At 69.1% G+C, this 25,961-nt stretch carries 17 protein-coding genes and 1 pseudogene; 10 read left to right on the top strand and 8 right to left on the bottom strand.

What is annotated here, in order from left to right:
• The first annotated feature begins 5 nt into the window (after positions 1–5).
• Positions 6–761, top strand: a complete 756-nt coding sequence (locus ACN28I_RS43920; RefSeq protein ID WP_420947835.1) for a hypothetical protein — start codon at positions 6–8, stop codon at positions 759–761.
• Positions 754–2,247, top strand: a complete 1,494-nt coding sequence (locus tag ACN28I_RS43915) for a protein kinase domain-containing protein (protein WP_420948832.1) — start codon at positions 754–756, stop codon at positions 2,245–2,247. The genes ACN28I_RS43920 and ACN28I_RS43915 overlap by 8 nt, the downstream gene beginning before the upstream one ends.
• Here the strand turns inward: ACN28I_RS43915 and ACN28I_RS43910 are convergent.
• From ACN28I_RS43910 to ACN28I_RS43900, 3 genes are all read right to left on the bottom strand, one after another.
• The gene (locus ACN28I_RS43910) at positions 2,244–4,478 is read right to left on the bottom strand and encodes a TOMM precursor leader peptide-binding protein (protein WP_420947834.1); all 2,235 of its coding nucleotides are present in this window, start codon (positions 4,476–4,478) and stop codon (positions 2,244–2,246) included. The two genes, ACN28I_RS43915 and ACN28I_RS43910, sit on opposite strands and share 4 nt — an antisense overlap.
• Positions 4,479–4,511: 33 nt before the next feature.
• Positions 4,512–4,913 carry a hypothetical protein gene (locus tag ACN28I_RS43905; RefSeq protein WP_420947833.1) on the bottom strand — a complete coding sequence of 134 codons (402 nt, stop codon included), beginning with the start codon at positions 4,911–4,913 and terminating at the stop codon, positions 4,512–4,514.
• A gap of 77 nt (positions 4,914–4,990) precedes the next feature.
• Entirely contained in the window at positions 4,991–6,394 is a 1,404-nt protein-coding gene (locus ACN28I_RS43900) for a SagB family peptide dehydrogenase (RefSeq protein WP_420947832.1), read from the bottom strand.
• A 92-nt stretch (positions 6,395–6,486) separates the two neighbouring features.
• On the opposite strand from ACN28I_RS43900, the gene ACN28I_RS43895 reads away from it, so the two are divergent.
• Positions 6,487–7,956 carry an amidase gene (locus tag ACN28I_RS43895; RefSeq protein WP_420947831.1) on the top strand — a complete coding sequence of 490 codons (1,470 nt, stop codon included), beginning with the start codon at positions 6,487–6,489 and terminating at the stop codon, positions 7,954–7,956.
• A gap of 24 nt (positions 7,957–7,980) precedes the next feature.
• Here the strand turns inward: ACN28I_RS43895 and ACN28I_RS43890 are convergent, their stop codons facing one another.
• Positions 7,981–8,679 (bottom strand): methyltransferase domain-containing protein, encoded by a 699-nt coding sequence (locus ACN28I_RS43890; RefSeq protein ID WP_420947830.1) that lies wholly within the window; start codon positions 8,677–8,679, stop codon positions 7,981–7,983.
• 376 nt (positions 8,680–9,055) lie between these two features.
• Here ACN28I_RS43890 and ACN28I_RS43885 point away from each other — a divergent pair, with 376 nt between their 5' ends.
• On the top strand, positions 9,056–9,697 hold the full coding sequence (locus tag ACN28I_RS43885) for a phospholipid scramblase-related protein (RefSeq protein ID WP_420947829.1): 642 nt from the start codon (positions 9,056–9,058) through the stop codon (positions 9,695–9,697).
• Positions 9,698–9,718: 21 nt separating this feature from the next.
• Here ACN28I_RS43885 and ACN28I_RS43880 read toward each other — a convergent pair whose 3' ends face one another.
• The 4 genes from ACN28I_RS43880 to ACN28I_RS43865 form a co-directional block, all read right to left on the bottom strand.
• Positions 9,719–10,864 (bottom strand): aminotransferase class V-fold PLP-dependent enzyme, encoded by a 1,146-nt coding sequence (locus ACN28I_RS43880; RefSeq protein WP_420947828.1) that lies wholly within the window; start codon positions 10,862–10,864, stop codon positions 9,719–9,721.
• 65 nt (positions 10,865–10,929) lie between these two features.
• Positions 10,930–11,574: a DUF3332 domain-containing protein gene (locus ACN28I_RS43875; protein ID WP_420947827.1), complete on the bottom strand. Its 645-nt coding sequence runs from the start codon at positions 11,572–11,574 to the stop codon at positions 10,930–10,932.
• Positions 11,575–11,745: 171 nt separating this feature from the next.
• Positions 11,746–13,806: a prolyl oligopeptidase family serine peptidase gene (locus ACN28I_RS43870; RefSeq protein ID WP_420947826.1), complete on the bottom strand. Its 2,061-nt coding sequence runs from the start codon at positions 13,804–13,806 to the stop codon at positions 11,746–11,748.
• Between the two features lie 158 nt (positions 13,807–13,964).
• Positions 13,965–14,606: an SET domain-containing protein gene (locus tag ACN28I_RS43865; protein WP_420947825.1), complete on the bottom strand. Its 642-nt coding sequence runs from the start codon at positions 14,604–14,606 to the stop codon at positions 13,965–13,967.
• Positions 14,607–14,727: 121 nt separating this feature from the next.
• Between ACN28I_RS43865 and ACN28I_RS43860 the strand changes: the two genes are divergently transcribed.
• From ACN28I_RS43860 to ACN28I_RS43835, 6 genes and pseudogenes are all read left to right on the top strand, one after another.
• Positions 14,728–15,099: a DUF423 domain-containing protein gene (locus ACN28I_RS43860; RefSeq protein WP_420947824.1), complete on the top strand. Its 372-nt coding sequence runs from the start codon at positions 14,728–14,730 to the stop codon at positions 15,097–15,099.
• Between the two features lie 123 nt (positions 15,100–15,222).
• Positions 15,223–15,654, top strand: coding sequence for a CBS domain-containing protein (locus ACN28I_RS43855; RefSeq protein WP_420947823.1), 432 nt, complete (start codon positions 15,223–15,225; stop codon positions 15,652–15,654).
• 26 nt (positions 15,655–15,680) lie between these two features.
• Positions 15,681–16,139, top strand: coding sequence for a helix-turn-helix domain-containing protein (locus ACN28I_RS43850; protein ID WP_420947822.1), 459 nt, complete (start codon positions 15,681–15,683; stop codon positions 16,137–16,139).
• A 157-nt stretch (positions 16,140–16,296) separates the two neighbouring features.
• The gene (locus tag ACN28I_RS43845) at positions 16,297–18,543 is read left to right on the top strand and encodes a response regulator (protein WP_420948831.1); all 2,247 of its coding nucleotides are present in this window, start codon (positions 16,297–16,299) and stop codon (positions 18,541–18,543) included.
• Between the two features lie 89 nt (positions 18,544–18,632).
• A pseudogene (locus ACN28I_RS43840) lies at positions 18,633–25,063 on the top strand (HAMP domain-containing protein).
• 37 nt (positions 25,064–25,100) lie between these two features.
• Complete coding sequence (locus ACN28I_RS43835; RefSeq protein ID WP_420947821.1) at positions 25,101–25,955, top strand: CheR family methyltransferase; 855 nt, start codon at positions 25,101–25,103, stop codon at positions 25,953–25,955.
• Positions 25,956–25,961: the final 6 nt, after the last annotated feature.

The following is a 25,961-nucleotide window of genomic DNA, read 5'->3' as shown; positions in this document are numbered from 1 at the left end:
GGCCCGTGACGCCCTACACCATGCTGCACCTCGCGCTCGCGGGAGCGTTCCTCGTCCTCGCGCTGGTGCATTTCGTGACCTGGGCCGCGGTGAGATCCCAGCGCGTCCAGCTCTGGCTCGCGGAGAGCTTCCTCGGGTTCGCGTTGATCAGCTTCACCACCGGAATCACCAGCCGCGAAGCCAGCGAGATGATCGCCGACACGCGTCCGTGGCTCCTCCTCGGCGTCCTCCCGTCGATTCCCCTCCCCTACACGCTCCTGCGCGTCGCGTGGTCGCTGTTGGATCAGCCGCTCACGCTCTGGCGGCGCGTGATGTTGGGAGTGGCCCTCGCGCTCGGTGCGGTGCGGGTGCTCGACGTCTCCTGGTCCATCCTCACGCTGCCCGCGACCGGGCTGACCGCGGAGGCGCTCTCGCGTGCGACCGCGGGCCTGAGCCTCCCGCTGTTCTGGCTGCTCGCGACGTGCGTGGCCGGGACCTGGGCCGTCGAAGCGGCGCGGCTCCTGAATCGCCGGGGCGCGATGGCGGCCGCCGTGCTCGCCGCCTCCCTGTGCGCGCTCGCACTCCTGTGCCGTGCAGCTCGCCATCGACGCGGGCTGGCTCCCGGGGCCTCCGCTCTTCGCGCTCGTGGGACTCTCCTTCCTGCTGTTCGCCTCCACCGCGCTCGCGATCCTCACCGCTCGCTCGCTCCGAGGGGCGGACCTGGGAACCGGCATCCACCGTTACCGCCGGCTCACCCGGCTCGGACGCGGCGGCATGGGTGAGGTGTGGCTCGCGGTGCGGACGGGCCGCGCGGGGTTTCATCGGCTCGTCGTCCTCAAGCGGATGCTGGATGAGGACTCCGAGGACCCCGCCGTCCAGCTCCACCGCTTCATCGGCGAGGCTCGCACCGCCGCGCGCCTCCATCACCCGAACATCGTGTCCGTCTATGATCTCGGGCAGATCGAGGGCGGGTGGTTCATCGTCATGGAGTACCTCAGTGGCGTGAACGTGCTCGAGCTCGTCCGGCGCGTCGAGAAAGGAAGCCGGCTGCCGCTCGAGGTGATCGTCGAGATCTCCCAGCAGGCCCTGCGCGGGCTCGCCTACGCGCATGAGCGCGGCGTGATTCATCGCGACATCAGCGCGGACAACCTCGTCGTGTCGTTCGATGGCGTGGTGAAGGTCGTCGATTTCGGGATCGCTCACGGTACCGGCGAAGCCCAGGAGCGCGTCTCCGCGAACGTCTCCGCGCCTTCCGAGAACCGGCTCACACAGGCCGGGGGCATCATCGGAAAGATGGCGTACATGCCGCCCGAGCGCCTCCAGGGAGCCGAGGCGACGGCGTCCGGCGATCTCTACGCGCTCGGCTGCGTCATCTACGAGCTGCTGTTCGGTGATCTTCCCGACTCGTCCCTGGACGGCCTCCCGCTCCCGCACATGGAGCGGCCCGACGCCCCCGCCGCATATCAGCAGCTCAGGAACGTCCTCGACATCGCGCTTCACCTGGATCCGCAGCGGCGCTTCGTCGACGCGAGGGCATTCCTGCTCGCGCTCGAGCCGGTCCGGCACGCGCTTCCGGCGGTCGAGCTCTCGAGCTGGCTGCGTGAGAACTTCGCGGAGCGCTGGACGCGCGAGCGGGAGCTGTCGGAAGCTCGGAGATCCCACGCCCGCCGAAGTGGAAGCGCTGCTCACGCGCGAGTCGGCCGTGGCGCCCGGAGCGGATTCAGAGGCAACGCGGCTGCTGGGCCCGAGAGCCGCGCCACCCGTCGGGGAGCAGACCACGCGAATCATCGAGCGTCCCCGCTGAAACCCGCCTGCCCCCCTGACCCGAAGGAGTACGCCATGGCCGCGAAAGCCTCCCCCGCGAAGAAATCCACGAAGCGCGGGGCGTCCGCGCCCGAGAGCGTCGAGACCTTCCTCGCGTCGCTCGAGCACCCGTTCAAGCAGGAGATTCTCGCGCTTCGGCAGATCATCCTCGGTGCGGATCCCCGCATCGCCGAGGGCATCAAGTGGAACGCGCCGAGCTTCCATACCTCCGAGTACTTCGCGACCTTTCAGCTTCGGGCGAAGGACGGCGTGCAGGTCATCCTGCACCTCGGGGCGAAGACGCGAGACACGGCGGCCACGGGCATCGCCATCGCCGATCCGGACGCGTTGCTCGAGTGGCTCGCCAAGGACCGGGCGTCGGTGAAGTTTCGCGACCTGAAAGACATCGCCGCGAAACGCTCCGCCTTCGCGAAGGTCCTCCGCGAGTGGCTCGCGTACGTCTAGAGGAACATCTCGATGGGATTCAACCGCGCCTCGGGCGTGGGCCGCTTCAGCCAGCCCTCGCGGACGGGCACGTCGTAGAGCCGCCCCGGGCCCAGCCGCCGCCAGAAGTGGCGCATCCCCGGCACCACCACCTTCACCACCGTCAGGCCCACGTCCGGGCGGGTCTGGTCCAGCACCACCGTCTCCAGGCCCCGCTCACGGGCCAGCCGGACGCACGTCTCCACGTCGTCGCGCAGGTCCTCGCCCCACAGCCTCGGGAAGCTGGACGCCGTCCTGATGGACCGCCTCGTGTCGGGTGACAGGTAGGAATGGTCCGCGAGCCGCGCCTCGAGCAGCCACCGCCAGGCGGAGGAATCCTCTGGCCGGGCCTGCTCGAGCCCTCGCTCGGACGGCAGCAACTGGTTGAGCTCCGTCACGGCGCGCAGCAGGGCGATCCGCGGCTCCAGGTGGGCACCGAAGCCCAGGAGGATGGCCTCGGGGGAGCCCTCCACCCGCCGGGACACGGCGGCGAACACCGGGATGCCGAGATCGCTGGTGAGATCCACCGCCCACAGCTCGCGGCCCCGCGAGCGGTAGTACTCCGCGAGCCGCTGGAGGTAGGGCTCGCCGAAGCCGTCCAAGGCCACGCCCGGGCGGCGCAGCCGGTTGTACCACCAGAGCGCCACCGCATCGCGCTCCACCAGCTCGAGGAACCCCTGGAGGATGGCCTCCTCCAACGAGTTGCCGGCGGCGCAGCCATTGGAGTCCGAGAAGACGAAGGGCGGCACGCCCGGATCCTGGAAGCCGTAGTAGCAGAACGCGGTGGCCAGATAGCGCCGGGCCCCGTGCGTCAGCGACCACGCGGGCGACCAGGAGATGCGCCGGGATGGATCGAAGCGGTGGGGTACTTCTTGAAGCTCCTCGCCGGAGGACTCGCGCTCGAGGTACTGCCGCTCACTGTAGAGGAGACAGTCCGCGGGGGAGATGGCCTCGGGCCCGAGGGCCTCGAACGTCGCGCGTCTCCGGGCCTCGTCGCCGTGGAAGACACCGCAGGCGCGCTCGAGGGCCTCGCAGAGGGCGCTCGCCCGCGCCTGGGCCACCGTCCGGCCCTTCCCGTAGCTGCGCAGCCGGTAGAGGCCTCGCAGGGCCGCCAGGCGCCGGGCGCCAGCCGCGCGGTTGGGGCCCGCGTCGAAGAGCGGCACCACGTCCGAGGGCAGCGCCTCGTCCGCCTGGAGATGCTGGACGAGTCCGGTGATGGGGCTCACGTGGTGCTCGTGACGCCTCACCGTGTGTTCGGGGTCCTCCTGCCGGTGGCCCCCATCGGAGGTGAAGACCTTGGGCCGGCGCTCCAACACGAGCGGCCGCGACTGGCTCGCGGCCACCCGCCCCGGCTCGCCGCACGCGGGACACTGGGGGCGCCTGACGACGAGGTGGCGCCGCGTCCCGAACCCGAGCAGCTCCAGGGTCACCAGCGTGTCCCGCAGGCCGTCGTCTCCCGTCACGAGACCTCGCACCACCGCCGAGGCGATCAGCCCCGCCGCCGCGCGCGCCGTGGACTCCAGCGCGGCCCGGGCGGGGCGAAGCGCGCCGGACGCTGGCCGGTGCCGGGCCACGAGGGCCTCGAGGGGGCGGTTCGCGCGGAGCCGCTGCGCCAGGCACTCCCAACACGCGCCCTGTCCTGGCACGAAACGCGGACCGAGCCAGAGCGCCTTCCCGGTGGGCCTCGCCAGGAGCCAGGGCCTCTTCGTCCGGAGTGCCTCGCGGTTCAGCTCCTCCAGCGGGGCCCGCAGGTAGTCATCGGCGAGGACGATCTTCAGCACGCTCCGTCGCCGGCCCACCCGCAGGCCCTCGGCGGCGAGCGCCTCGCGCAGAGGCTCGTCGGCGCTCTCCCCGATCGAGACCACCTCCACGGCCGACTCCGCCAACCGCCGTCGCGCGTCGCGCGGATCCACGCCCAGCGAGTGCCAGAAGGCCGCGAAGGCCGGCGGTTCATCCGGGGCCGCCTCGACGAGCACCCCCTTCTGCTCCAGCCGGCCCAGTCCGTAGTGGACCTCGGCCGCGGAGAGCGAGTCCGAGGCCGTCTCGACGATCTCCTCCACCGTCCGGCTGCCGTCGAGCAGGGGCGCCAACACGCGGAACACCTGGCCACGCAGGTGCAGGACATCATCCTCCGCCAGCAGGAGCACGCCCTCTCGTGGGAGCACCTCGACATGGAGGTGGCTGGCGAAGGTGGGGTACCGGAGCGTGCTCATCGGCCGGTGGGAATCACGCGGAGGTGACTCACCTCACCGCGAGGACCGGTGCGCTTCGCGGAGTCCTTCCGGGTACAACCCGAGCCCGGCACGGTCATCGCCCTGGCCGCCGCCGCAGAAGCAGAAGCACCCCTTGGCCATGGCCGGCGCGCTCGCACGCTCGAGACTCGAGACGTCCTCGTCGTCGAACCCCTTCGGCTTGTCCGGCAGCCCGAGCACGAGGGTCGTGTTCGGGCCCTTGCGGGTGACCTGCGTCCGGGCGTGCCCCGGGACCACCTGCACCTCGAGCCCCTCCACGGCGGGGACTCCGTGCTCCGCGAGCACGCTCGTGGGCTCCTTCAGCAGCCGCCGCTGGAAAGCCGGCTCCAACCACGCCCTGGCGACGAGCTTCGGCCACGTCTCCGCCCATTGGCGGACTGCTTGTTCGTGCGTCATGTGTCCCCTCCACACCGCGAAGTACGTCGATAGTACGCGAACGGTGTGTTCCGGTAAATGGAGCGCCCCGAGCGGGCTCACTCCTCGGGAGCGCTGCCGAGGATGAGCTCTCCCACGGAAGCCTCGGAATGGCGCTCGAGCCCTGTCGCCTCGGCGAACGCGTCGGGGCTGCCGTGACCGAGCGCGCACGCCGCCAGGCCCATGGCGGCCGCCGCGAGGGACATGGACTGATACAGCACGCCCACGTCCTTGAGGATGAGCGCGTACGCCATGGACTCGTACTTCCAGAACATCCGCTGGAAGCGGGCCGCGAGGGTGATGAGAACCTGGGGAGGAGTGGCGCCAGGGTCGAGGGTCGCTTGCTGGAGCAACCGCTCCACTTCGGCGGTCATCCCAGAGAGCCGGACGAGCCGGTGGGCTCCAGGGTCGTAGTGGTAGAGCCCGGGCTCGAGGCCCTGGCAGGTGGAGATGCTCAGGTACAGCTCCAGCTCGTAACATCCGCCGGCCCCCGGGTACGGGCGCGAGCTGAACTGCCCCCGCGGGGAGTCCACGGTGCTTCGCACCCGGGCGGTCCGGTACAGGAATTCACCGAGCTGCGCCTCGGTGAGCGGGATGGAGCCGTGGGTGCGTATCGAGCGGCGGCGCTCCATCACCTCCGCCAGCGGGGGATCCTCCGCCCGGAGCCGCTCCAGGTCCGGCACGGGAAGGGGCCGGTGCTCGTCCGTCATCGGAGGCTTCACCGCGGGGAGCGGAGCGTGCGGGCCGCGGTGGTAGGTGGCTCCGAATCCCTTGTCACGGCCATGCCTGCCCATCCGGCTGCGCGCGTGGAAGAGCAGCTCATGGAACTCCCAGGACTCCGCCCCTCCGTCCGCCTCCGCGTCCGTGCCGACGAGCATCCCGGCGCCGAGGAGCAGGGTGCAGACGCCGAGGGCCTCCGCGCGGGAGAGGCGGCAGGGCTCCAGGGGGAGGCGCGAGGGAGCCATGGCCTCCGACAGCTCCAGGCACAGCAACCGGGCGCGCCAGTCGTGGAAGACGACGCGCTCGTCGGACAGCGCGCTCTCCAGGACGAACCGCGATTCCTCCCGCCGCAGGTAGGCGAACCGGGAGAGGACATGAGGGCTGCCGGACGACAGCCTCGGGAGCTGGAGGGGCGCCCGGGAGCCAGGCGTCCACGTCGCCAGGGGGGCCTTCGCGGTCCTCGCCGTGTACGCGAGGAAGCCCCGTTGCTGGAGCCGGCCCAGGTGAAAATGCAGACGGGCCAGCGCCTCCGGACCCTCCCGCTCACTCACCGTGGCCGTGAGCCGGTTCTCGGGGGCACCTGCTCCGGACAGCAACCGGAGGGCGGCACACAGCCCGGGTGCCTTCTCGTTCAGCGCCAGGTCGCCCCAGGGCGCCCGGAGCCGCGGTGGGCCCTGGCCGGTCTCGAGGAGCGAGACCCCCTGGGCGAGGTGGAGATGGATGAGGGGCTCGGGGAGTGACATGGCGCCGTGACGGAGCGAACCGGGCGGGTGATACCGCTTCAGCCGCTGCGTCTCCTATGCTGCGTGCTCCCGCGGAACCGGAAGGGGGGACGATGAACCTGGACGAATATACGAGTTTCGATGGCCTGGGCCTCGCGGAACTGGTCCGCAAGGGCGAGGTCCAACCCAAGGAGCTCGTCCAGCTCGCACTCACGGCCATGGAGCGCGTCAATCCGCGCGTGAACGCCGTCATCCGCATGGTGTGGAGCCCGGAGCACGGCGAGTACAAGGGTTCCCGGGAGGCGCCCTTCGCCGGCGTGCCCTTCCTCATCAAGGACCTGCTCCCCCTGGCGGGCTTTCCCATGACGATGGGCTCGCGCCTGATGGAGAAGTACGTCCCCAAGGCCAACGCGCCGCTGATGGACCGTTACCTCCAGGCCGGGCTGGTGACGCTGGGAAAGACGAACCTCCCCGAGTTCGGGATGAACACCACCACCGAGCCCGTGCTGTTCGGCCCGAGCAGGAATCCGTGGAACCTCGAGCGCAGCACGGGTGGCTCGAGTGGAGGTTCGGCGGCGGCGGTGGCGGCGCGGGTGGTGCCGATCGCCCACGGCAATGACGGCGGAGGCTCCCTCCGCATCCCGGCCTCCTGCTGCGGAGTGTTCGGCTTCAAGCCCACGTCGGGCCGCACCGGCGCCAATCCCCAGGCGGACGACACGGTGGCGCATGCGCTCACCCGCTCGGTGCGGGACAGCGCCGCGCTGCTGGACGCGACGATGACCCGGGCGCTCCCGCGTCCGCCGCGCCCCTACCTGGCCGAGGTGGGCGAGCCTCCCGGACGGTTGCGCATCGCCTACACCACGACGAACCCCCATGGCGCTCCCGTGGATGCCGAGTGCGTCCAGGCCCTGGAGAAGACGGTCCGCCTGTGCCAGGAGCTCGGCCACGAGTTGGTGGAGGTCTCGCCGCGGTACCCCTCCGGGTTCGCGCTCTGCCTGGACCAGTACGTGGCCGGAGGAATCGCCCACTTCGTGAACGTCATCGCGCCGGAGCTGGCGGGGCAGCAGCCTGGCCCGGACAACGTGGAGACCGTGAACCTGCAACTGGCCGAGCTGGGCAGCACCACCACCGCGATCCATCTCATCTCCTACGAGAACAGGGTGAACGCGGCCGCCAGCGTGTTGCTCGGCGTGTTCGACAGCCACGACCTCCTGCTCACGCCCACCCTGGCGAAGACCCCCGTTCCCCTGGGCGAGCTGAAGGCGAACGCCCGGTGGCCGAATCCCCTGGACTTCCTGAACCAGGGCTATGCGTTCTCGCCGTTCTGCGCCCTCGTCAATATGTCGGGACAGCCGGCGATGTCCGTGCCCCTGCACGAGAGCGCGAACGGGCTGCCCATCGGGATGCACTTCATCGGCCGCTACGCGGACGAGACCACCCTGTTCCGGCTGGCGGGTCAGCTCGAGCAGGCCACGCCCTGGGCGGGCCGCCGTCCTCCTGTCTGCGCTGGCGCGTCCCGGCCCATTGCCGCACGCCGGCCGGACGCACGCCCCCGGCGGCACCAGGCGCGCTACCACAGGTGAGCCCGGCGTGTGGAAGCGCGCCCCTCACGCGAAGGCGGCGCTGCGCAGGACCATCACGTCGGCGAAGTCCCGGCGATGTGGCGCGAGACGGAGCGCCCCCTGCGACACCTGCTCGAGGAAGTGCTCGCCATAGTCGTTGCGAGGGCCCGAGGCGTACACGGTGATGTCCCGGGCGCGCGCGACCTCCCCGAGCGTCCGGGCCACCGCGTGCGCCACCTCTCCCCAAAAGGGGAAGTACAGATAGAACGCGGTGCCGTCCGACAGGTCCACATCGCGGACATCCGCGTGGATGAACTCCAGGTTCGACAGCGCGAAACGCTCGCTGTTGCGCCGGGCGGACTCGACGTACGACTGGCCGTACTCCACGCCCTTCACCCGGGCCGAGGAGCTCGCGGCCACGGTGATGGCGAACTTTCCGTTGCCACAGCCGAGATCATAGACCGTGTCGCGCTGTCCGGGACTCGTGATGGAGAGGAAGTCGGAGATGCGCTGGGCCCGCGAGGCCAGATTCACCTGGCCACACGGGGGCCGGTTCTGGCCGGTGGTGATGCGGGAGATGCGCAGCAGGCCATCGAGCCAGTCATCCGCCGCCGTGCTCGCGCGGCCACTCGCCTCGGTGAAGCCGAGCCCCTCCCACCGCTCCCGGAAGCAGGCCGCCGCGAGGTCTCCCGAGCGAAGCTGCCGCGCGACGTCCTCTCCGGCCACATCCAGCGCCTCGGTCACCAGGAGGGCGCGGGCCTCCAACGCCCCCCAGAGGGCCTGGAGGCTCCGGACGGGCCCGCACGTCGAGAAGGAGCAGGTCCGGCTCCACGTTCTCCCGCACGAAGGAGAACCGCTCGAAGAGCTCCCACAGCATGCCCAGGTCCAGCGTGCGCGCCTCCTTCGATGCCAGAAGGGTCTCGGCGCGCTCGACCCACCAGGGGGCGGCGCGGGGGGTCGGGGAGGGAGAGGGCATCCCCGCAGGGTCTCACCCGGACAGGCTCCTGTCCAAAGCGAGCGCGCCCGGCCCACGCATTCCGCGTGTGCCCGCAGGGTCTCCTGGCAGGCCCTCGGCGGGTATCGGTTAGAGTCCGCCCGGACCGAAGTCCCGGAGGTGCCCATGCCCGCTGACTCCACTGCCCTGGCCCCGCTGCTCCACCAGAACGCGCTGCGCGTGCGCCAGACGAAGGAGTGGGGAGAGATCCTCACCGGCTTCGAGGGGCGCAACACGTACCAGGTGGTGGGCGACGACGGAGAGACGCTCTTCTACGCGGGCGAGGTGGGCAGCGGGCTGGGCCTGTTCCTGCTGCGCAACTTCCTCAAGGCGAAGCGGCCCTTCACCATGGAGCTGAAGAGCCCCTCGGGTGCCACGGTGTTGCGGCTGCGGCGGCCCTGGCGCTTCTGGTTCTCCACCCTGGAGGTCGAGGATGGGAACGGCCAGCTCCTGGGAACCATCCAGCAGCGCTTCCGCTTCTTCACCCGCGCCTATGACGTGCTCGGCCCCGGCGGCGAGGAGCTGGCCCACCTGAACGGGCCCTTCTTCCGCCCGTGGACGTTCGTCATCGAGGAGGGCGGCCGCGAGGTGGGCACCATCGCCAAGAAGTGGAGCGGCTTCGGCAAGGAGCTGTTCACGGACGCGGACAACTTCGGCGTCCAGTTCGACGGCCCCACGCGGGACGCGCGCCTGCGCCCGCTGGTGGTGGCCGCCACCTTCCTCATCGACTTCGTCCACTTCGAGAACCGGCACGAGAGCAAGGGCTGAGGCCCGCTCCCGCGCCAGGGCTCACTTCCCGGAGAAGGCCCGGACCATCTCCACCAGCCGGTCAATCTCCCCGGGCTGGTTGTAGAAGTGGGGCGAGATGCGGATGCGCCCGCGGCGCAGCGAGAAGCTGACATTGCGCTCGGAGAGGTGCGAGGCGAGCGCCTTCACATCCCCACGAGGCGGCAGGAAGGTGAGAATCCCCGCGCGGTGGGCGGGCACGGGCCCCGTCTCGCACCCGAAGGCGCGCAGCTCCTCGTCCAGGTGGATGAGCAGCTCCCGGATGCGGGCCTCGACGTTCTCCAGGCCCACCTCCAGCAGCAGCCCCAGCGCGGCGCCCAGCGCATAGGTGCCGGCGTAGTTCTGGCTCCCCTCCTCGAACTTCAAGGCGTCCGGGCGCAGCTCGAAGTGGGAGCGGTTGAAGTTCCAGGCATCGGTGGTGGAGCGCCAGCCGACGAGCACGGGCCGCACGCGCGGCAGCACGTCCTTGTCCACGTACAGGAAGCCGATGCCGGACACGCCGATCATCCACTTGTGGCTGTCGGCGCTGAGGAAGTGGATGCGGCTCTTCTTCACGTCCACGGGCAGGCAGCCCACGCTCTGGATGCCATCCACGCAGAAGAGGACGCCCGAGCGCTCACAGAGCGCGCCGATGGAGTCCAGGTCCGTACGGTAGCCCGAGGCGAACTGCACGGAGCTGAGGGCCACGACCCGGGTGCGCGGGGTGATCGCCGCGGCCACGGCCTCGGGGGTGACACCGCCCTCCACGGTCTCGATCTCCCGGACGGACACGCCCCGGTCGCGCAGGTGCAGCCAGGGATAGACGTTGGAGGGATACTCGATGGACGAGGCGACGGCGACCTCGTCCCCGGGCCGCCAGTCGAGCCCCTCGGCGACGAGGCCCAGGCCATGGCCCGTGTTGCGCACGAAGGCGATCTCCTCGGGCGCCGCTCCCACCATCCGTGCCGCGAGCCGACGCGTGTTCTCCGAGCGCGCCTCCCAACCGCGCTCGTAGCGCACCCCGTGCTGGAGCAGATCCTCCACCCACTCGCGCATGGCCGTGGCCACCCGCTGGCTCGTGGGCGCGACGCCCGCATGGTTGAAGTAGAGCTGCTCCTGCACGACGGGGAACTCGGAGCGGTACGCGTCGAGGTGGGGAGACGAGGTCATGGCGGGCGCATCATGCCAGGACGGCGCGCCCGTGGAGCCCCTGGCGCGCCGCCTTCGTCACCGGCTCAGCGGCCCTGACAGGCCAGCGCGAGTCCCTGCTGCATGGACGCCTGGGGCATCACGTGGCGCGCCAGCCCGGCCACGCCCTCCTGCTCGAAGGCCGCGTTGGCCTGGGCCACCGCCTCGCGCGAGTGCACCGTCACCGCCGCGCCCGAGACATCCACCACCTCCAGTGACCCGTCCACCCGCTCGCGCGCCTGCACCAGCAGCACGCCCGCCTCGTCCCGCACCGCCATGCCGTCCTCGAGCGGCTCGAAGTAGCGCACCTGGGGCGCCTCGCCCGCGCGCTCCAGCTCCACGCGCATCACCCCGTGCTGCTCGTCGCGCGACAGCCGCAGCGTGTCCGTCGGGCTCAGCTTCACCACCCGCGTCCCATCCTCCTTCGTCCCGGCGTTCGCCAGCGGGTTGCTCCCCGTCCAGAACTCCAGGCTGTTGAAGACGAGCGCGTCCACCAGCGCCCCCACCCCGTACACCGGGATGATGGTGAAGCCGAGGAACACCAGCCACCTCACGAACTTGTTGTCCGAGATGCGCTCGTTGAGGCCGTAGATGTTCCGCGTCAGCGCGAACGAACCGAAGCAGCCGGACACGTGGAGCGACAGGACGGCGGCGAACAGCGCAGCGACCAGACGAGGCGAACGCGACTTCATGAATCCTCCTTGAAGCGGACTCCGGGGGCTCCGGCCCGCTGGAGGGAGAACGTAGATCCGTGTCCGCTGGGACGTGCGGGGGATTTGAAGCGCATGGTGGAAATTGAAAAGGGCCGGCCCTCTTCCAAAGGGCCGGCCCTCTTCCAGAGGTCATGCGCTACGGCAGCGCCTTCAGCGCGTGGGCGCCACCGCGGGCTTCTTCGCGCCCTTCGTCCACTGATCCAACCAGTCCAGCACCGTCTCGTGCCACTGGATGCTGTTGGCCGGCTTCACCACCCAGTGGTTCTCGTCCGGGAAGTAGAGCAGCTTGGACGGAATGCCCCGGCGCTGCAGCACCGTGAAGGTGGACAGGCCCTGCGTGTCCACCACCCGGAAGTCCTGCCCGCCGTGGATGACCAGCATCGGCGTCTTCCACTTCGCCACGTGGTCGATCGGGTTGTGCTTCGCGTACCCCTCCGGGTTCTCCCACGGCGTCCCGCCATGCTCCCACTCGGGGAACCACAGCTCCTCCGTGTTGAAGTACGCCAGCTTCTCGTCCAGGTTGCCGTCGTGGTTCACCAGGCACCGGAAGCGCTCCGGCATCTGCCCGGCGATCCAGTTGATCATGAACCCGCCGTAGCTCGCTCCCAGCGCGCACACCTTGTCGCCGTCCAGGAAGGAGTACCGCTTCACCGCGGCCTCCAGGCCCTTCTGCAGGTCCTCCAGCGGCTTGCCGCCCCAGTCCCCCCGGATGGAGTCCGTGAAGCCCTGGCCGTAGCCCGTCGAGCCGTGGAAGTCGACCATCACCGCCGCGTAGCCCCGGCCCGCGTACGTCTGCGGGTTCCATCGGTAGTGGAAGTGGTTGCCGAAGCTGCCCTGCGGCCCACCGTGGATGAGGAACGCCACCGGGTACTTCTTCTTCGCGTCGAAATCGACCGGCTTCACCACGTAGCCGCGCACCGTCTCGCCATTCCAGCCCGGGAACTCGAACTGCTCGTAGTCCCCGAAGCGCAGGCGCGACATCGCCTCCTCGTTCACGCGCGTGAGCTGGCGCAGCTCGCTCCCGTCCGCGCGCACCGTGTAGAGGTCCGCCGGCGACTTCAGGTCATCGCGCAGGAAGGCGATGCGCCCGTCCGGCAGCGGCTGCGGCTCGGCGGCGTAGCCCGGGCCACTGAAGGCCTTCACCTGGCCGCTCGCCACGTCGATGGAGAAGGCACGGTGGTGGCCCACGTCATCCGCGGTGACGAGCACGGACTTCCCATCCGGGCTCCAGGTGAGCCCGCCGGCCGAGCGATCCCACTGCTCGGCGAGCACGCGCTCCTTGCCCTCCGGCCACGAGCGCAGCACCACGCGCAGCCGGTCCGACTCGTAACCCGGACGCGACATGGCCAGGTACGCGAGCGTCTTGCCGTCCGGGCTGAACACGGGCTGCGTGTCCGTGGCGCGGTTCTTCTCGGTGAGCTTCCGGGGCGTGCCGGCCTTGTCCACCGGGGCGAGGAAGAGATCCAGATCCGTGGACCAGGACTCGCTGTTGCCCACGTCGCGCGCGGTGAAGACGAGCCCCTTGCCATCCGGGGTGAAGGTGAACTCCTCCGGACCGCCGAAGGGCTTGGTGGGGGCATCCGCGTCCATGCCCGCCATCACGTCGCGCGGGGTGCCACTGCCGTCCACCGGCAGCACGAAGAGGTGCGAGCGCTTGCCATTGCCCCAGGTGTCCCAGTGGCGCACGAAGAGCTTGTCGTAGACCTGGCCGGTGCTCTTGCCCTGCGCCTTCTCCTTCTGGCGCTGGGTGGTGCACTCCAGCGTGGCGCAGTCGGGGTAGACCTCCAGGGCGACGGCGAGCGTCTTGCCATCTCGCGACAGGGCGAAGGCGCCCACGTCCAGGGGCAGCTTCGTGACGGCCTGGGACTCACCGCCGTCGAGCGGCAGGCGGAACACCTGCCGGGAGCCGCCGCGCGAGGAGAGGAAATAGAGGCCCTGGCCATCCGGGCTCCAGACGGGCTGGCCTTCGCTCTCGGGAGAGGAGGTGAGCTGGCGCAGGCCGCTGCCGTCGGCGTGGACGAGCCACAGGTCGGTGCGGCCCTTGTTGGCCTCCAGGTCGGTGGAGCGCAGCACGAAGGCGATGCGCTTGCCATCCGGCGACACGCTCGGACTGCTGATCCGGCGCATCGAGACCTGGTCCTGGATGGTGAAGGGCTGGGGTTTGGCGGGAGCGGCGGTCAGGGCGAGCGCCGCGAAGAGGGAGAGGGACAAGGAATCCTCCGTGCGAGTCGGCGTGGGACGGTGCCCGTTTCAACTCCGGGTGTCCACCGTTCATCCCCACCCGGCGGCACCACGGCCGCCCCTCCGGCCCCCGACCCATACCCTCCGTCGCTCTCCCCTCTCCCTCTGGGAGAGGGAGCCTGGGTCCCTCAGCCGCGGGCCGAGCGGGTCCGGGCGCGGTTCTTCGTCCCGGAGGCCGAGCGTCCCGTCTTCGCCGTGGACTTCTGCTTGCGGCTCGCCGGCGGCTTGCGGGCCGAGCCGGACGACTTCGAGGACTTCTTCTTCGACGCCTTCACCGGGGCCTTCTTCTTCCGGGGCGCCTCGTCCTTCTTCTCCTCCTGCGGGGCGAGGATGGTGCCGCGGCAGGTGGCGGCGCCGCAGCGGCAGACATAGAGCGCCTCCTCCTCCGGGCCCATGTCCTCGGTGCGGTCGTAGCCGTAGTCGTAGCTGAGCTCCTCGCCCTCGCGGATGTCGCGCAGGGCGTAGATGAAGATGCGGTCCCCCTCCAGGAAGGCCTGGCAGTTGGGGGCACACGAGTGGTTGATGAAGCGGGCGTCGTTGCCCTCGTGCGCCGCGTCGATGACCGTGTCCTCGTCCACGTTGAAGAGGAAGGTGTGGTGGCGGGACATGGCCGTGTCGTCGTAGCGCTCATCGGCCACGGCCTGGGAGATGCGCTCACCGATGTACTCGATGATTCGCGCGCCCTTGCGGATGGCTCGCGTGGCGAAGGCGCCGCGTCCCTGGATGGACGAGGGCCTCAGCTCGAAGGGCTGGGGCGTGAGGGTGGGCATCTTGCGGGAGGAGGGCTTCTTGGTGGTGGGAGCGGGCATCGGAAGAGGAAGTAGAGACGCGCCAGGAAAGGCGCGGTAGGGTGCCTCAGTCGGACCTCTGAAGAAAGAAAGGCGCTCGACGATGCGACAGTGGCTCATTCTCGGCGCGGCAAGCGCGTTCCTGTCCGTGGCGGCGGGAGCGTTCGGCGCGCACGCGCTCCGGGCAAGGCTCACCCCGGACCTCCTGACCATCTTCGAAACCGGCGCGCGCTACCACATGTACCACTCGCTGGGGCTGATCGCGATCGGTCTGCTCATGCAGACGCGCCCCAGTCCCCTGTTGAACTCCGCCGGGTGGGCCATGCTGGTGGGCATCCTCGTCTTCTCCGGCAGCCTGTACGCGCTGGCGCTCTCCGGAGTGCGCGCCCTCGGGGCCATCACCCCGCTCGGCGGGCTGGGCTTCCTCGCGGGCTGGCTGCTCTTCGCCGTCGCCGCCTGGCGGCAGGCGGGCTGAGCCACACGGCGGGGCCCCGCTCCCCCGCTCCCTCCCTCCCCGTGCTTCCGACGGGTGCAACTCCCTCTCGGGATCCCCACCGTATCCCCGGGAGGCGGGCCCTTTGGAGCGGAGCAAGCACGCATGAAGACCATCCAGGACGTGATGACGCGGGGGGTGGAGGTCGTCGGCCCCAACGCCACCCTGATGCAGGTCGCGGAGAAGATGCGGCGGTTCAACGTCGGTCCCCTCCCGGTCTGCGACGGCGACCGGCTGCTGGGCGTCGTGACGGACCGGGACCTCGTGGTGCGAGGCATCGCCATGGGGCATGACCCCCACACCTCGACGGTGTCCTCGGTGATGACCGAGGACGTGGAGTTCATCCACCTCGAGGCCAGCCTGGAGGAAGCGGCGGACCTGATGAAGGAGAAGCAGATCCGCCGGCTGCTGGTGGTGGACGGCCACAAGCACCTGGTGGGCATCCTGTCGCTGGGAGACCTGGCGCAGGAGGCGGACGACACCACCGCGGCGCGGACGCTGGAGCACATCTCCGAGCCCTCGTCGGCCTCGCACTGAGCCGGAAAGGGACTATCGTCCGGGGCGTGCACCCCAAGGACGAGAAGCTGCAACCCAGGCTGGGCACGGAGCTGCGCATGGCCCGGATGCGCCTGGAGCTCACCCAGGAGCAGGTGGCCAAGGCGGTGGGCTTCGTCCCCACCGTCTACGGCCGCATCGAGCGCGGAGACATGGTGCCCAGCACCCCCAAGCTGAAGGCGCTCTGCGCGCTGCTGGGGATCTCCGCCGATACGCTCCTGGGCACGAACCTCCAGCAAGCGCCGCCCCCCCAAGAGCCCCCGGCCCCGCCCCCCGGTGACTCCCCGGAAGCTCCGGCGCCTCGCCATGATTCTCCGCGAGCTGCCGCCCGACAGGCTCCGGCTGTTCCGCGTGGCGCTCCGGTCCATCGCCCATCCCGAGGAGGAGTGAGGCTCACCCCCCCCTTGACACCGGAGGGTGGGAAAACGTCCGGAACCGGTCATTTCTACCGATTTGCCGCCTCCTGATGTCCAACCGCCGACACATGTTGGCCCGCTCGTCCGCTTGGGCGTCAGTCAGACGACAGCGTGTTCAACCTTCGGTCTGGGTGGAAGTGAAGAGAGGCGGTAAACAAGCACGGTGTCTGATCCCCGGACGGCCCGCGCGCTCCCCGCTTCGCCCACCATGTCCTCGCCCCCCACTCTGCCGCGCGTCGATGTGCTGACCGTTGACGACACCCCGGCCAACCTCCGTGCCCTGGAGGTGCTGATGGCCGACATGGGTGCCAACATCGTCACCGCCTCCTCGGGTGACGAGGCGCTGCGCCTGCTGCTGGACAGGGACTTCGCGCTCATCCTCCTGGACGTGCAGATGCCGGGGATGGATGGCTACGAGACGGCGAGCCTCATCCGGATGCGCGAGCGCACGCGGCACATCCCCATCATCTTCATCACCGCCTACAACCGCAGCGAGGTGAACGTCTCGCGCGGCTACGAGCTGGGCGCGGTGGACTACCTCTTCAAGCCCATCGTCCCGGAGATCTTCCGCACGAAGGTGACGGTCTTCCTGGACCTGCACCGCAAGACGGAAGAGGTGCGGCGGCAGGCGGAGCTGCTGCGGCAGGCGGAGAACCGCGAGCACGAGCGCGAGCTGGCCGAGGCGCGCGCGGAGTACGAGCGCTCCCTGCTGGAGCAGGAGATGGAGCGCGAGCGCAAGGTGTCCGAGGCCCGCGAGCAGCGCGCCCAGGAGCTGGTGCGGCTGGTCAACGAGAAGGAGCAGGCCCAGTCGGCCCTGCACGAGAGCAACGCGCGGCTGCGCCTGCTGGCGGACGTGGCCAGCCGCCTGCTGAAGGGCCCCGACGGGCGCACCCTCCTCAACAGCGTCCACCACCAGATCGTCGAGCACCTGGGGCTCGAGGTCTGCATGGGCTACCTCTTCCAGGAGGGCCATGGCTCGCTGCACCTGGCGGCCCACGCGGGCATCCCCGAGGGGCTGCTCCACCGGCTGGAGCCGCTGCAGGCCGGCCAGGGCGTCGCGGGCAAGGTGGCCGCCGAGAGCCAGCGCTGGGTGCTCGACACCGGCGCCGCCGCCAACGGGCCCGTGCCGGATGCCGCGCCGGAGCTGGGACTGGCCGCGCTCGCGTGCTACCCGCTGATCAGCCAGGGCCGCGTCCTGGGCACGCTGGCCTTCGGCACGCGCACCCCGCGCACCCTCTCCGCCGACGAAATCTCCCTCATGCAGGGCGTGTGCGATCAGGTCGCCGTGGCCCTGGAGCGCGAGCGGCTCATCGGCGCGCTGCGCGAGGCGGACCGCCGCAAGGACGAGTTCCTCGCCATGCTGGCCCACGAGCTGCGCAACCCCCTGGCCCCCGTGCGCCACGCGCTCGAGGTCTTCCGGATGCGCATGTGGCAGGACGACATCATCCAGCGCACCATCGCCAGCGCGGACCGCCAGGTGGCGCACATGACGCGGCTGGTGGATGACCTGCTGGACGTCAGCCGCATCACCCGCGGCAAGGTGGAGCTCAAACCCATCCCCGTGTCCCTCGTGGACCTGGTGGAGGGCGCGGTGCAGGCCTGCGAGCCCATCGTCACCCAGCGCCGCCACGAGCTGAGCGTCTCGATGCCCTCCGAGACGGTGATGCTCAACGTGGACCCCACCCGCATGACGCAGGTGGTGGCCAACCTGCTGCACAACGCGGCCAAGTACACGCCCTCCGGCGGCCGCATCCACCTCAAGGCCGAGCGTCAGGGCGAAGAGCTCGTCCTGAGCGTGCGCGACAACGGCATCGGCCTGAAGCCGGAGATGCTCCACCGCGTCTTCGATCTCTTCGTGCAGGTGGACCCCGGCAGTGACCGGGCCCAGGGCGGGCTCGGCCTGGGCCTCACCCTGGTGCGCAGCCTCGTGGAGATGCACGGCGGCAGCGTGTCCGCCCGCAGCGAGGGCATCTCCCAGGGCAGCGAGTTCTCCGTCCGCCTCCCCCTCCCCCCCGAGGCCCCCGCGGCGCTGGCGATCCCCCACATGCTGAAGGCCGCCGCCTCCGCCAGCCAGAAGCTGCAGCCGCTGCACATCCTCCTCGTGGAGGACAACCCGGACATCCGCGAGACGCTGAAGGATCTGCTCGAGCTCCACGGCCACCGCGTGCAGGAGGCCAGCGATGGCCGCTCGGCCGTGGACCTGGTGCTCTCCGAGCGTCCCCAGGTGGCCCTGGTGGACATCGGCCTGCCCGAGCTGGACGGCTACAAGGTGGCCGAGCTCGTCCGCGCCTCCGCCGGCGGTGCGGCGACCCGGCTCGTCGCCCTCACCGGCTACGGCCACCCCGAGGACCGCAAACGCGCGCTCGAGGCGGGCTTCGACGCCCACCTCGTCAAGCCCGTGTCCTCCGACGACCTCTCTCAAGTCTTGAAGAAGCTCTGCACAGTGGCCGCCTGAGGCCGCACATCCCCCTCCCCCGGTGAACGGTGGACGGACCTCCCCGGGGTCCGTTCACCGGACAAGCATCACAGGAGACGCCCCACACCATGGCAACGCAGTCCGATAAGGCGCCCGCCGACAACGCCCTCGATCCGAAGCTCCTCCTCAAGACGCTCCAGTCCCTCCGCAAGGGTGACTTCAGCGCCCGCCTGCCCGAGGACCGGACCGGAACGACGGGGAAGATCTACGACACCTTCAACGAGGTCATCACCCTCAACCAGGCGCTGGTGCACGAGCTGGAGCGCGTCAGCACCGTGGTGGGCCGCGAGGGCCGCATCAACCAGCGCGCCACGCTCAATGGCGCCGTGGGCAGCTACCAGTCCGCCGTGGAGGCGGTGAACGCGCTCATCGCCGACCTGGCGCAGCCCACCACCGAGGTGGCCCGCGTGATCGGCGCGGTGGCCAAGGGTGACCTCACCCAGACCATGGCGCTGGAGTTCGAGGACCGCCCCCTCAAGGGCGAGTTCCTCCGCACCGCCCAGGTCGTCAACAGCACCGTGGCCCAGCTCTCCTCGTTCGCCAGCGAAGTGACCCGCGTGGCCCGCGAGGTGGGTACCGAAGGAAAGCTGGGCGGCCAGGCCGTGCTGCGCGGCGTGTCCGGCACCTGGAAGGAGCTCACCGACAGCGTGAACCTGATGGCGAGCAACCTCACCGCCCAGGTGCGTAACATCGCCGACGTGACGACCGCCGTGGCCAACGGCGACCTGTCCAAGAAGATCACCGTGGACGTGCGCGGGGAGATCGCCGAGCTGAAGCAGACCATCAACACGATGGTGGACAACCTCAACACCTTCTCCGGCGAAGTGACCCGCGTGGCCCGCGAAGTGGGTACCGAGGGCAAGCTCGGTGGCCAGGCCCAGGTGAAGGGCGTGTCCGGTACGTGGAAGGACCTCACGGACAACGTGAACTCCATGGCCAGCGGCCTCACGGCCCAGGTGCGTGACATCGCCAAGGTCGCCACCGCCGTCGCCAACGGTGACCTCGGCCAGAAGGTCACCGTGGACGTGAAGGGCGAAATCCTCGAGGCTCAAGAACACCATCAACAAGATGGTGGACAACCTGAACACCTTCTCCGGCGAGGTGACCCGCGTTGCTCGCGAGGTCGGTACCGAAGGAAAGCTGGGTGGCCAGGCCAAGGTCGAGGGCGTGTCCGGTACGTGGAAGGACCTCACGGACAGCGTGAACCAGATGGCCTCCAACCTCACCGCCCAGGTGCGTGACATCGCGGATGTCACCACGGCGGTGGCCCGCGGCGACCTCTCCAAGAAGGTCACCGTGGACGTGAAGGGCGAGATTCTCGCCCTCAAGAACACCATCAACACGATGGTGGATCAGCTCTCCTCCTTCGCTTCCGAAGTGACCCGCGTGGCTCGCGAGGTGGGGACCGAAGGAAAGCTGGGCGGCCAGGCGCAGGTGCAGGGCGTCAGCGGCACCTGGAAGGACCTGACCGACAGCGTGAACAGCATGGCCAGCGGCCTCACCGCCCAGGTGCGCGACATCGCGAAGGTCGCCACCGCGGTGGCCAACGGCGACCTCGGCCAGAAGATCACCGTGGACGTGCGCGGCGAGATTCTCGAGCTGAAGAACACCATCAACAAGATGGTGGACAACCTCAACACCTTCTCCGTCGAGGTGACGCGCGTCGCCCGCGAGGTGGGTACGGAGGGCAAGCTCGGTGGCCAGGCCCAGGTGAAGGACGTCGCCGGCACCTGGAAGGACCTCACGGACAACGTGAACCAGATGGCCTCCAACCTCACGGGCCAGGTCCGCAACATCGCCGAGGTGACCACCGCCGTGGCCCGGGGCGATCTCTCCAAGAAGATCACCGTGGACGTGAAGGGCGAGATTCTGGCCCTGAAGAACACCATCAACACGATGGTGGATCAGCTCTCGTCCTTCGCCTCGGAAGTGACCCGCGTCGCCAAGGAAGTGGGTACCGAGGGCAAGCTGGGCGGCCAGGCGCAGGTGGAAGGCGTCTCCGGTACGTGGAAGGACCTCACGGACAACGTGAACTCCATGGCCGGCAACCTCACCGCCCAGGTGCGCGACATCGCCAAGGTGACGGCCGCCGTCGCCAACGGAGACCTCTCCAAGAAGGTCACCGTGGACGTGAAGGGGGAAATCCTCGAGCTGAAGAACACCATCAACACGATGGTCGACCAGCTCTCCTCGTTCGCCTCCGAAGTGACCCGCGTGGCCCGCGAGGTGGGGACGGAAGGAAAGCTGGGCGGTCAGGCCGTCGTGCGTGGGGTCGCCGGTACGTGGAAGGACCTCACCGACAGCGTGAACAGCATGGCCAGCGGCCTCACCGCCCAGGTGCGTGACATCGCGAAGGTCGCCACGGCCGTCGCCAACGGCGACCTCGGCCAGAAGATCACCGTGGATGTGCGCGGCGAGATTCTCGAGCTGAAGAACACCATCAACACGATGGTGGACAACCTGAACACCTTCTCCGGCGAAGTGACCCGCGTGGCTCGCGAGGTGGGTACGGAAGGAAAGCTCGGCGGCCAGGCCCAGGTGAAGGGCGTGTCCGGCACGTGGAAGGACCTCACGGACAACGTGAACTCCATGGCGAGCAACCTGACCGACCAGGTGCGCAACATCGCCGAGGTGACCACCGCCGTGGCCCGTGGTGACCTGTCCAAGAAGATCACGGTGGACGTGAAGGGCGAGATCCTGGAGCTGAAGAACACCATCAACACGATGGTGGATCAGCTCTCCTCGTTCGCTTCCGAAGTGACCCGCGTCGCGAAGGAAGTGGGTACGGAAGGAAAGCTGGGCGGCCAGGCGCAGGTGAAGGGCGTCAGCGGCACCTGGAAGGACCTGACCGACAACGTGAACAGCATGGCGAGCAACCTGACCGCTCAGGTGCGCGACATCGCCAAGGTGACCACCGCCGTCGCCATGGGAGATCTCTCCAAGAAGATCACCGTGGACGTGAAGGGTGAAATCCTCGAGCTGAAGCAGACCATCAACACGATGGTGGATCAGCTCTCGTCCTTCGCCTCGGAAGTGACCCGCGTCGCTCGCGAGGTGGGTACCGAGGGCAAGCTGGGTGGCCAGGCGCAGGTGCAGGGCGTCGCCGGCATCTGGAAGGACCTCACGGACAACGTGAACAGCATGGCGAGCAACCTCACCGCCCAGGTGCGAGGCATCGCCACGGTCGTGACCGCGGTCGCCGCCGGTGACCTGAAGCGCAAGCTGGCCCTCGTCGCCAAGGGGGAGATCGCCGCCCTGGCCGACACCATCAACGGGATGATCGACACGCTGGCCACGTTCGCCGACCAGGTGACCACGGTGGCCCGCGAGGTGGGTATCGAGGGGAAGCTGGGTGGCCAGGCCAAGGTGCCCGGCGCCGCCGGTACGTGGAAGGACCTCACGGACAACGTGAACTCGATGGCCGGCTCGCTCACCACCCAGGTGCGCTCGCTCGCCGAGGTCGCCACCGCGGTGGCCAAGGGCGACCTGACCCGCAGCATCTCGGTGGAGGCCCAGGGCGAAATGGCCGCCCTGAAGGACAACATCAACCAGATGATCGCCAACCTGCGTGACACCACGCAGAAGAACACCGAGCAGGACTGGCTGAAGACGAACCTCGCGCGCTTCACCCGCCTGCTGCAGGGCCAGCGCGAGCTGGAGACCGTCTCCAAGCTCATCCTCAAGGAGCTGGCGCCGCTGGTCCAGGCGCAGCACGGCGTGTTCTACCTGATGGACGGCAGCGAGAAGAACCAGCAGCAGGCGCTGCGTCTGCTGTCCGCCTACGCCTACAAGGAGCGCAAGAGCCTCGCCAACTCCTTCAAGCTGGGCGAGGGCCTCGTGGGCCAGTGCGCCCTGGAGAAGGATCGCATCCTCCTCACCGACGTGCCGGACGACTACATCCGCATCAACAGCGGACTGGGTGAGTCCAAGCCCCTCAACATCGTCGTCCTCCCCGTCATCTTCGAGGGCCAGGTCAAGGCCGTCATCGAGCTGGCCAGCTTCTACCGGTTCAGCGAGACGCACCTGTCCTTCCTGGATCAGCTCACCGAGTCCATCGGCATCGTGCTCAACACGATCGCCGCCGGCATGCGGACGGAGGAGCTGCTCAAGCAGTCGCAGAGCCTCGCCGACGAGCTGCGCAGCCAGCAGCAGGAGCTCACCGAGACCAACCGCCGCCTGGAGCAGCAGGCCAAGAGCCTCCAGGCCTCCGAGGAGCGCCTCAAGCAGCAGCAGGAAGAGCTGCAGCAGACCAACGAGGAGGCTCGAGGAGCGCAGCCGCCTCCTCCAGGTCCAGAACATGGAGGTCGAGCGCAAGAACCGCGAAATCGAGCAGGCCAAGGTGGCCCTCGAGGAGCGCGCCCAGCAGCTCGCCCTCTCCTCGAAGTACAAGAGCGAGTTCCTGGCCAACATGAGCCACGAGCTGCGCACGCCGCTCAACAGCCTCCTCATCCTCTCCAAGCTGCTGGCCGAGAACTCCGAGGGCAACCTCAGCGGCCGTCAGGTGGAGTTCGCGCAAACCATCCACGGCGCCGGCAGCGATCTGCTCAGCCTCATCAACGACATCCTGGACCTCTCGAAGATCGAGTCCGGGACGATGAGCGTGGACGTGGACGAGGTGTCGCTCGTCAGCCTGAAGGACTTCGTGGAGCGCACCTTCCGGCAGGTGGCGGTGGACCGGAAGCTGGGCTTCAAGCTGGAGTTCGCCCAGGCCATGCCCACGCACATCCTCACGGATGGGCGCCGGCTGCAGCAGGTGCTCAAGAACCTGCTGGCCAACGCCTTCAAGTTCACCGAGGAAGGCCAGGTCACCCTGGACGTGCGCCCGGCCCGCGGCGGCTGGAGCGTGGATCACCCGGTGCTCAACCAGGGCGGCGCGGTCATGGCCTTCTCGGTCATCGACACGGGCATCGGCATCCCGGAGAACAAGCAGCGCATCATCTTCGAGGCCTTCCAGCAGGCGGATGGCACCACCAGCCGCAAGTACGGCGGCACCGGCCTGGGTCTGTCCATCAGCCGCGAAATCGCCAAGCTGCTCGGTGGCGAAATCAAGGTGTCCAGCGCCCCGGGCAAGGGCAGCACCTTCACCCTCTTCGTGCCGCAGACGTACGTGCCGGTCACCAGCACCATGCGCTCGCAGCAGCTCGCCGCCGCCAGCGCCAACCCCACCCCGTCCGAGCGGGCCACGGCCGAGGCGCGCCTCAACGCGCTGCGCGCGGAGGTGGAGACCGCGGTGCAGGACGCGGAGCTGGCCCGTGAGGAGGAGGTCGAGGACGACCGGCGCAACATCCAGCCGGGAGACCGGACGCTGCTCATCATCGAGGATGACATCGTCTTCGCCCGCATCGTGCTGAGCCTGGCCCGCGAGAAGGGCTTCAAGGGCCTGGTGGCGCTGCGCGGAGACACGGGCCTGGCCATGGCGCGCCAGTACCGGCCGGATGCCATCACCCTGGACATCGGCCTGCCCGTCATCGACGGGTGGAACCTCCTGGACCGCCTCAAGCACGACAGCCGCACCCGCCACATCCCGGTGCACATCATCTCGGCGAGCGAGGAGCAGCGCAGCCGCGGCCTGCGGTTGGGCGCCCTGGCGGTGCTGCAGAAGCCGGCCAACCGCGACGCCCTCGGCGACGCGCTGGCCCGGGTCAAGGGCTTCATCGAGCGGCCGGTGAAGAACCTGCTGGTGGTGGAGGACGATCAGCGCCAGCGCGAGAGCATCGTCACCCTCATTGGCAACGGCGACGTGAAGTCGACGGCGGTGGGCAGCGGCCAGGAAGCCCTCAACGCCATGCAGGAGCGCTACTTCGACTGCGTGGTGCTGGACCTGGGCCTGCCGGACATGACGGGCCTGCAGCTCATCGAGGCGATGAAGGCCAAGGGCCACACCCCGCCCATCATCGTCTACACGGGCAAGGAGCTGTCCGAGGAGGAGGAGACGATCCTCAAGCGCGTCACCGACGCCATCATCATCAAGAGCGTCAAGTCGCCCGAGCAGCTCCTGGACGAAACCGCGCTCTTCCTGCACCGCGTCGAGGCCAACCTGCCCGAGAACAAGCGGGCGATGATCAAGCAGGTGCACCAGAGCGATCCGGTGCTGGCTGGCAAGAAGGTGCTCGTGGTGGACGACGATGTGCGCAACATCTTCGCCCTCACCAGCGTGCTGGAGAAGCACAAGATGCAGGTGCTCTACGCGGAGAACGGCCGCAAGGGCATCGATCTCATCCGCGCCACCCCGGACCTCAACGTCGTCCTCATGGACGTGATGATGCCGGAGATGGACGGCTACGAGACCATGCGCGCCATCCGCCAGGTCAACGAGCTGAAGACGCTCCCCATCATCGCGCTCACGGCCAAGGCCATGAAGGGTGACCGGGAGAAGTGCATCGACGCGGGCGCCAGCGACTACATCACCAAGCCGGTGGAGACGGATCAGCTCCTCAGTTTGTTGCGTGTGTGGCTGTTCAAGAACTCCGAGCGTGCACACTCTGGCGGCAACGAGTAAGCACGCCGCATACGGACCGCGGAGCGGGTAACGGGCGATGAAGGAAGCGCTGGTGCGTGAGGCGGTCGAGGGCGAGGACGCCCTCGAGGACATCGAGCTGGACCTGCTCCTCCAGGGCATCATGCGGCGCTACGGCCTGGACTTCCGGGGCTACGCCCGTATGTCCCTGCGGCGGCGGGTGTGGAACATGATCCACGCCCAGAAGCTGGGGACGCTCTCCGCGCTCCAGGCCAAGGTGCTGCACGAGCCCTCCGCCATGGAGGAGCTGCTGCAGCACCTGTCGGTGAACACCACCACCATGTTCCGGGACCCGAGCTTCTTCGCGGCGTTCCGGGAGAAGGTGGTGCCCCACCTCTTCTCGGCCCCCTTCGTGCGCATCTGGCACGCGGGGTGCTCCACGGGTGAGGAAGTGTACTCGCTGGCCATCCTCCTCACGGAGGCGGGCCTGTACGAGCGCAGCCGCATCTACGCCACGGACATGAACGCGGCCGTGGTGGAGAAGGCCAAGTCGGGCATCTTCCCCATGGAGCACATGCGGGAGTACACGGCCAACTACCTGCGGGCCGGGGGCTCGTCGGCCTTCAGCGACTACTACACGGCCAACTACGATCACGCGATCTTCAAGGCCTCGCTGCGCAAGAACATCGTCTTCGCCCAGCACAACCTGGTGAGCGACGGCACCTTCAACGAGTTCAACGTCATCCTCTGCCGCAACGTGCTCATCTACTTCGGCACGGAGCTCCAGGGGCGGGTGTACCGGCTGCTGCACCAGTCGCTGCGGCGCTTCGGCGTGCTCGCCCTCGGACGCGGGGAGACGCTGCGCCACACCGTCATCGAGAACGAGTACGACGAGGTGGATGTGCAGGAGCGCCTCTACCGCCGCCGAGCCTGAGCCGGG

This window comes from Archangium gephyra, from assembly GCF_049060025.1.
In the GTDB taxonomy this organism is placed as follows: Bacteria; Myxococcota; Myxococcia; order Myxococcales; family Myxococcaceae; genus Archangium; species Archangium gephyra_A.
Note: the sequence above shows the minus strand (reverse complement) of the source record. Positions and strands in the feature narration are given on the sequence as shown.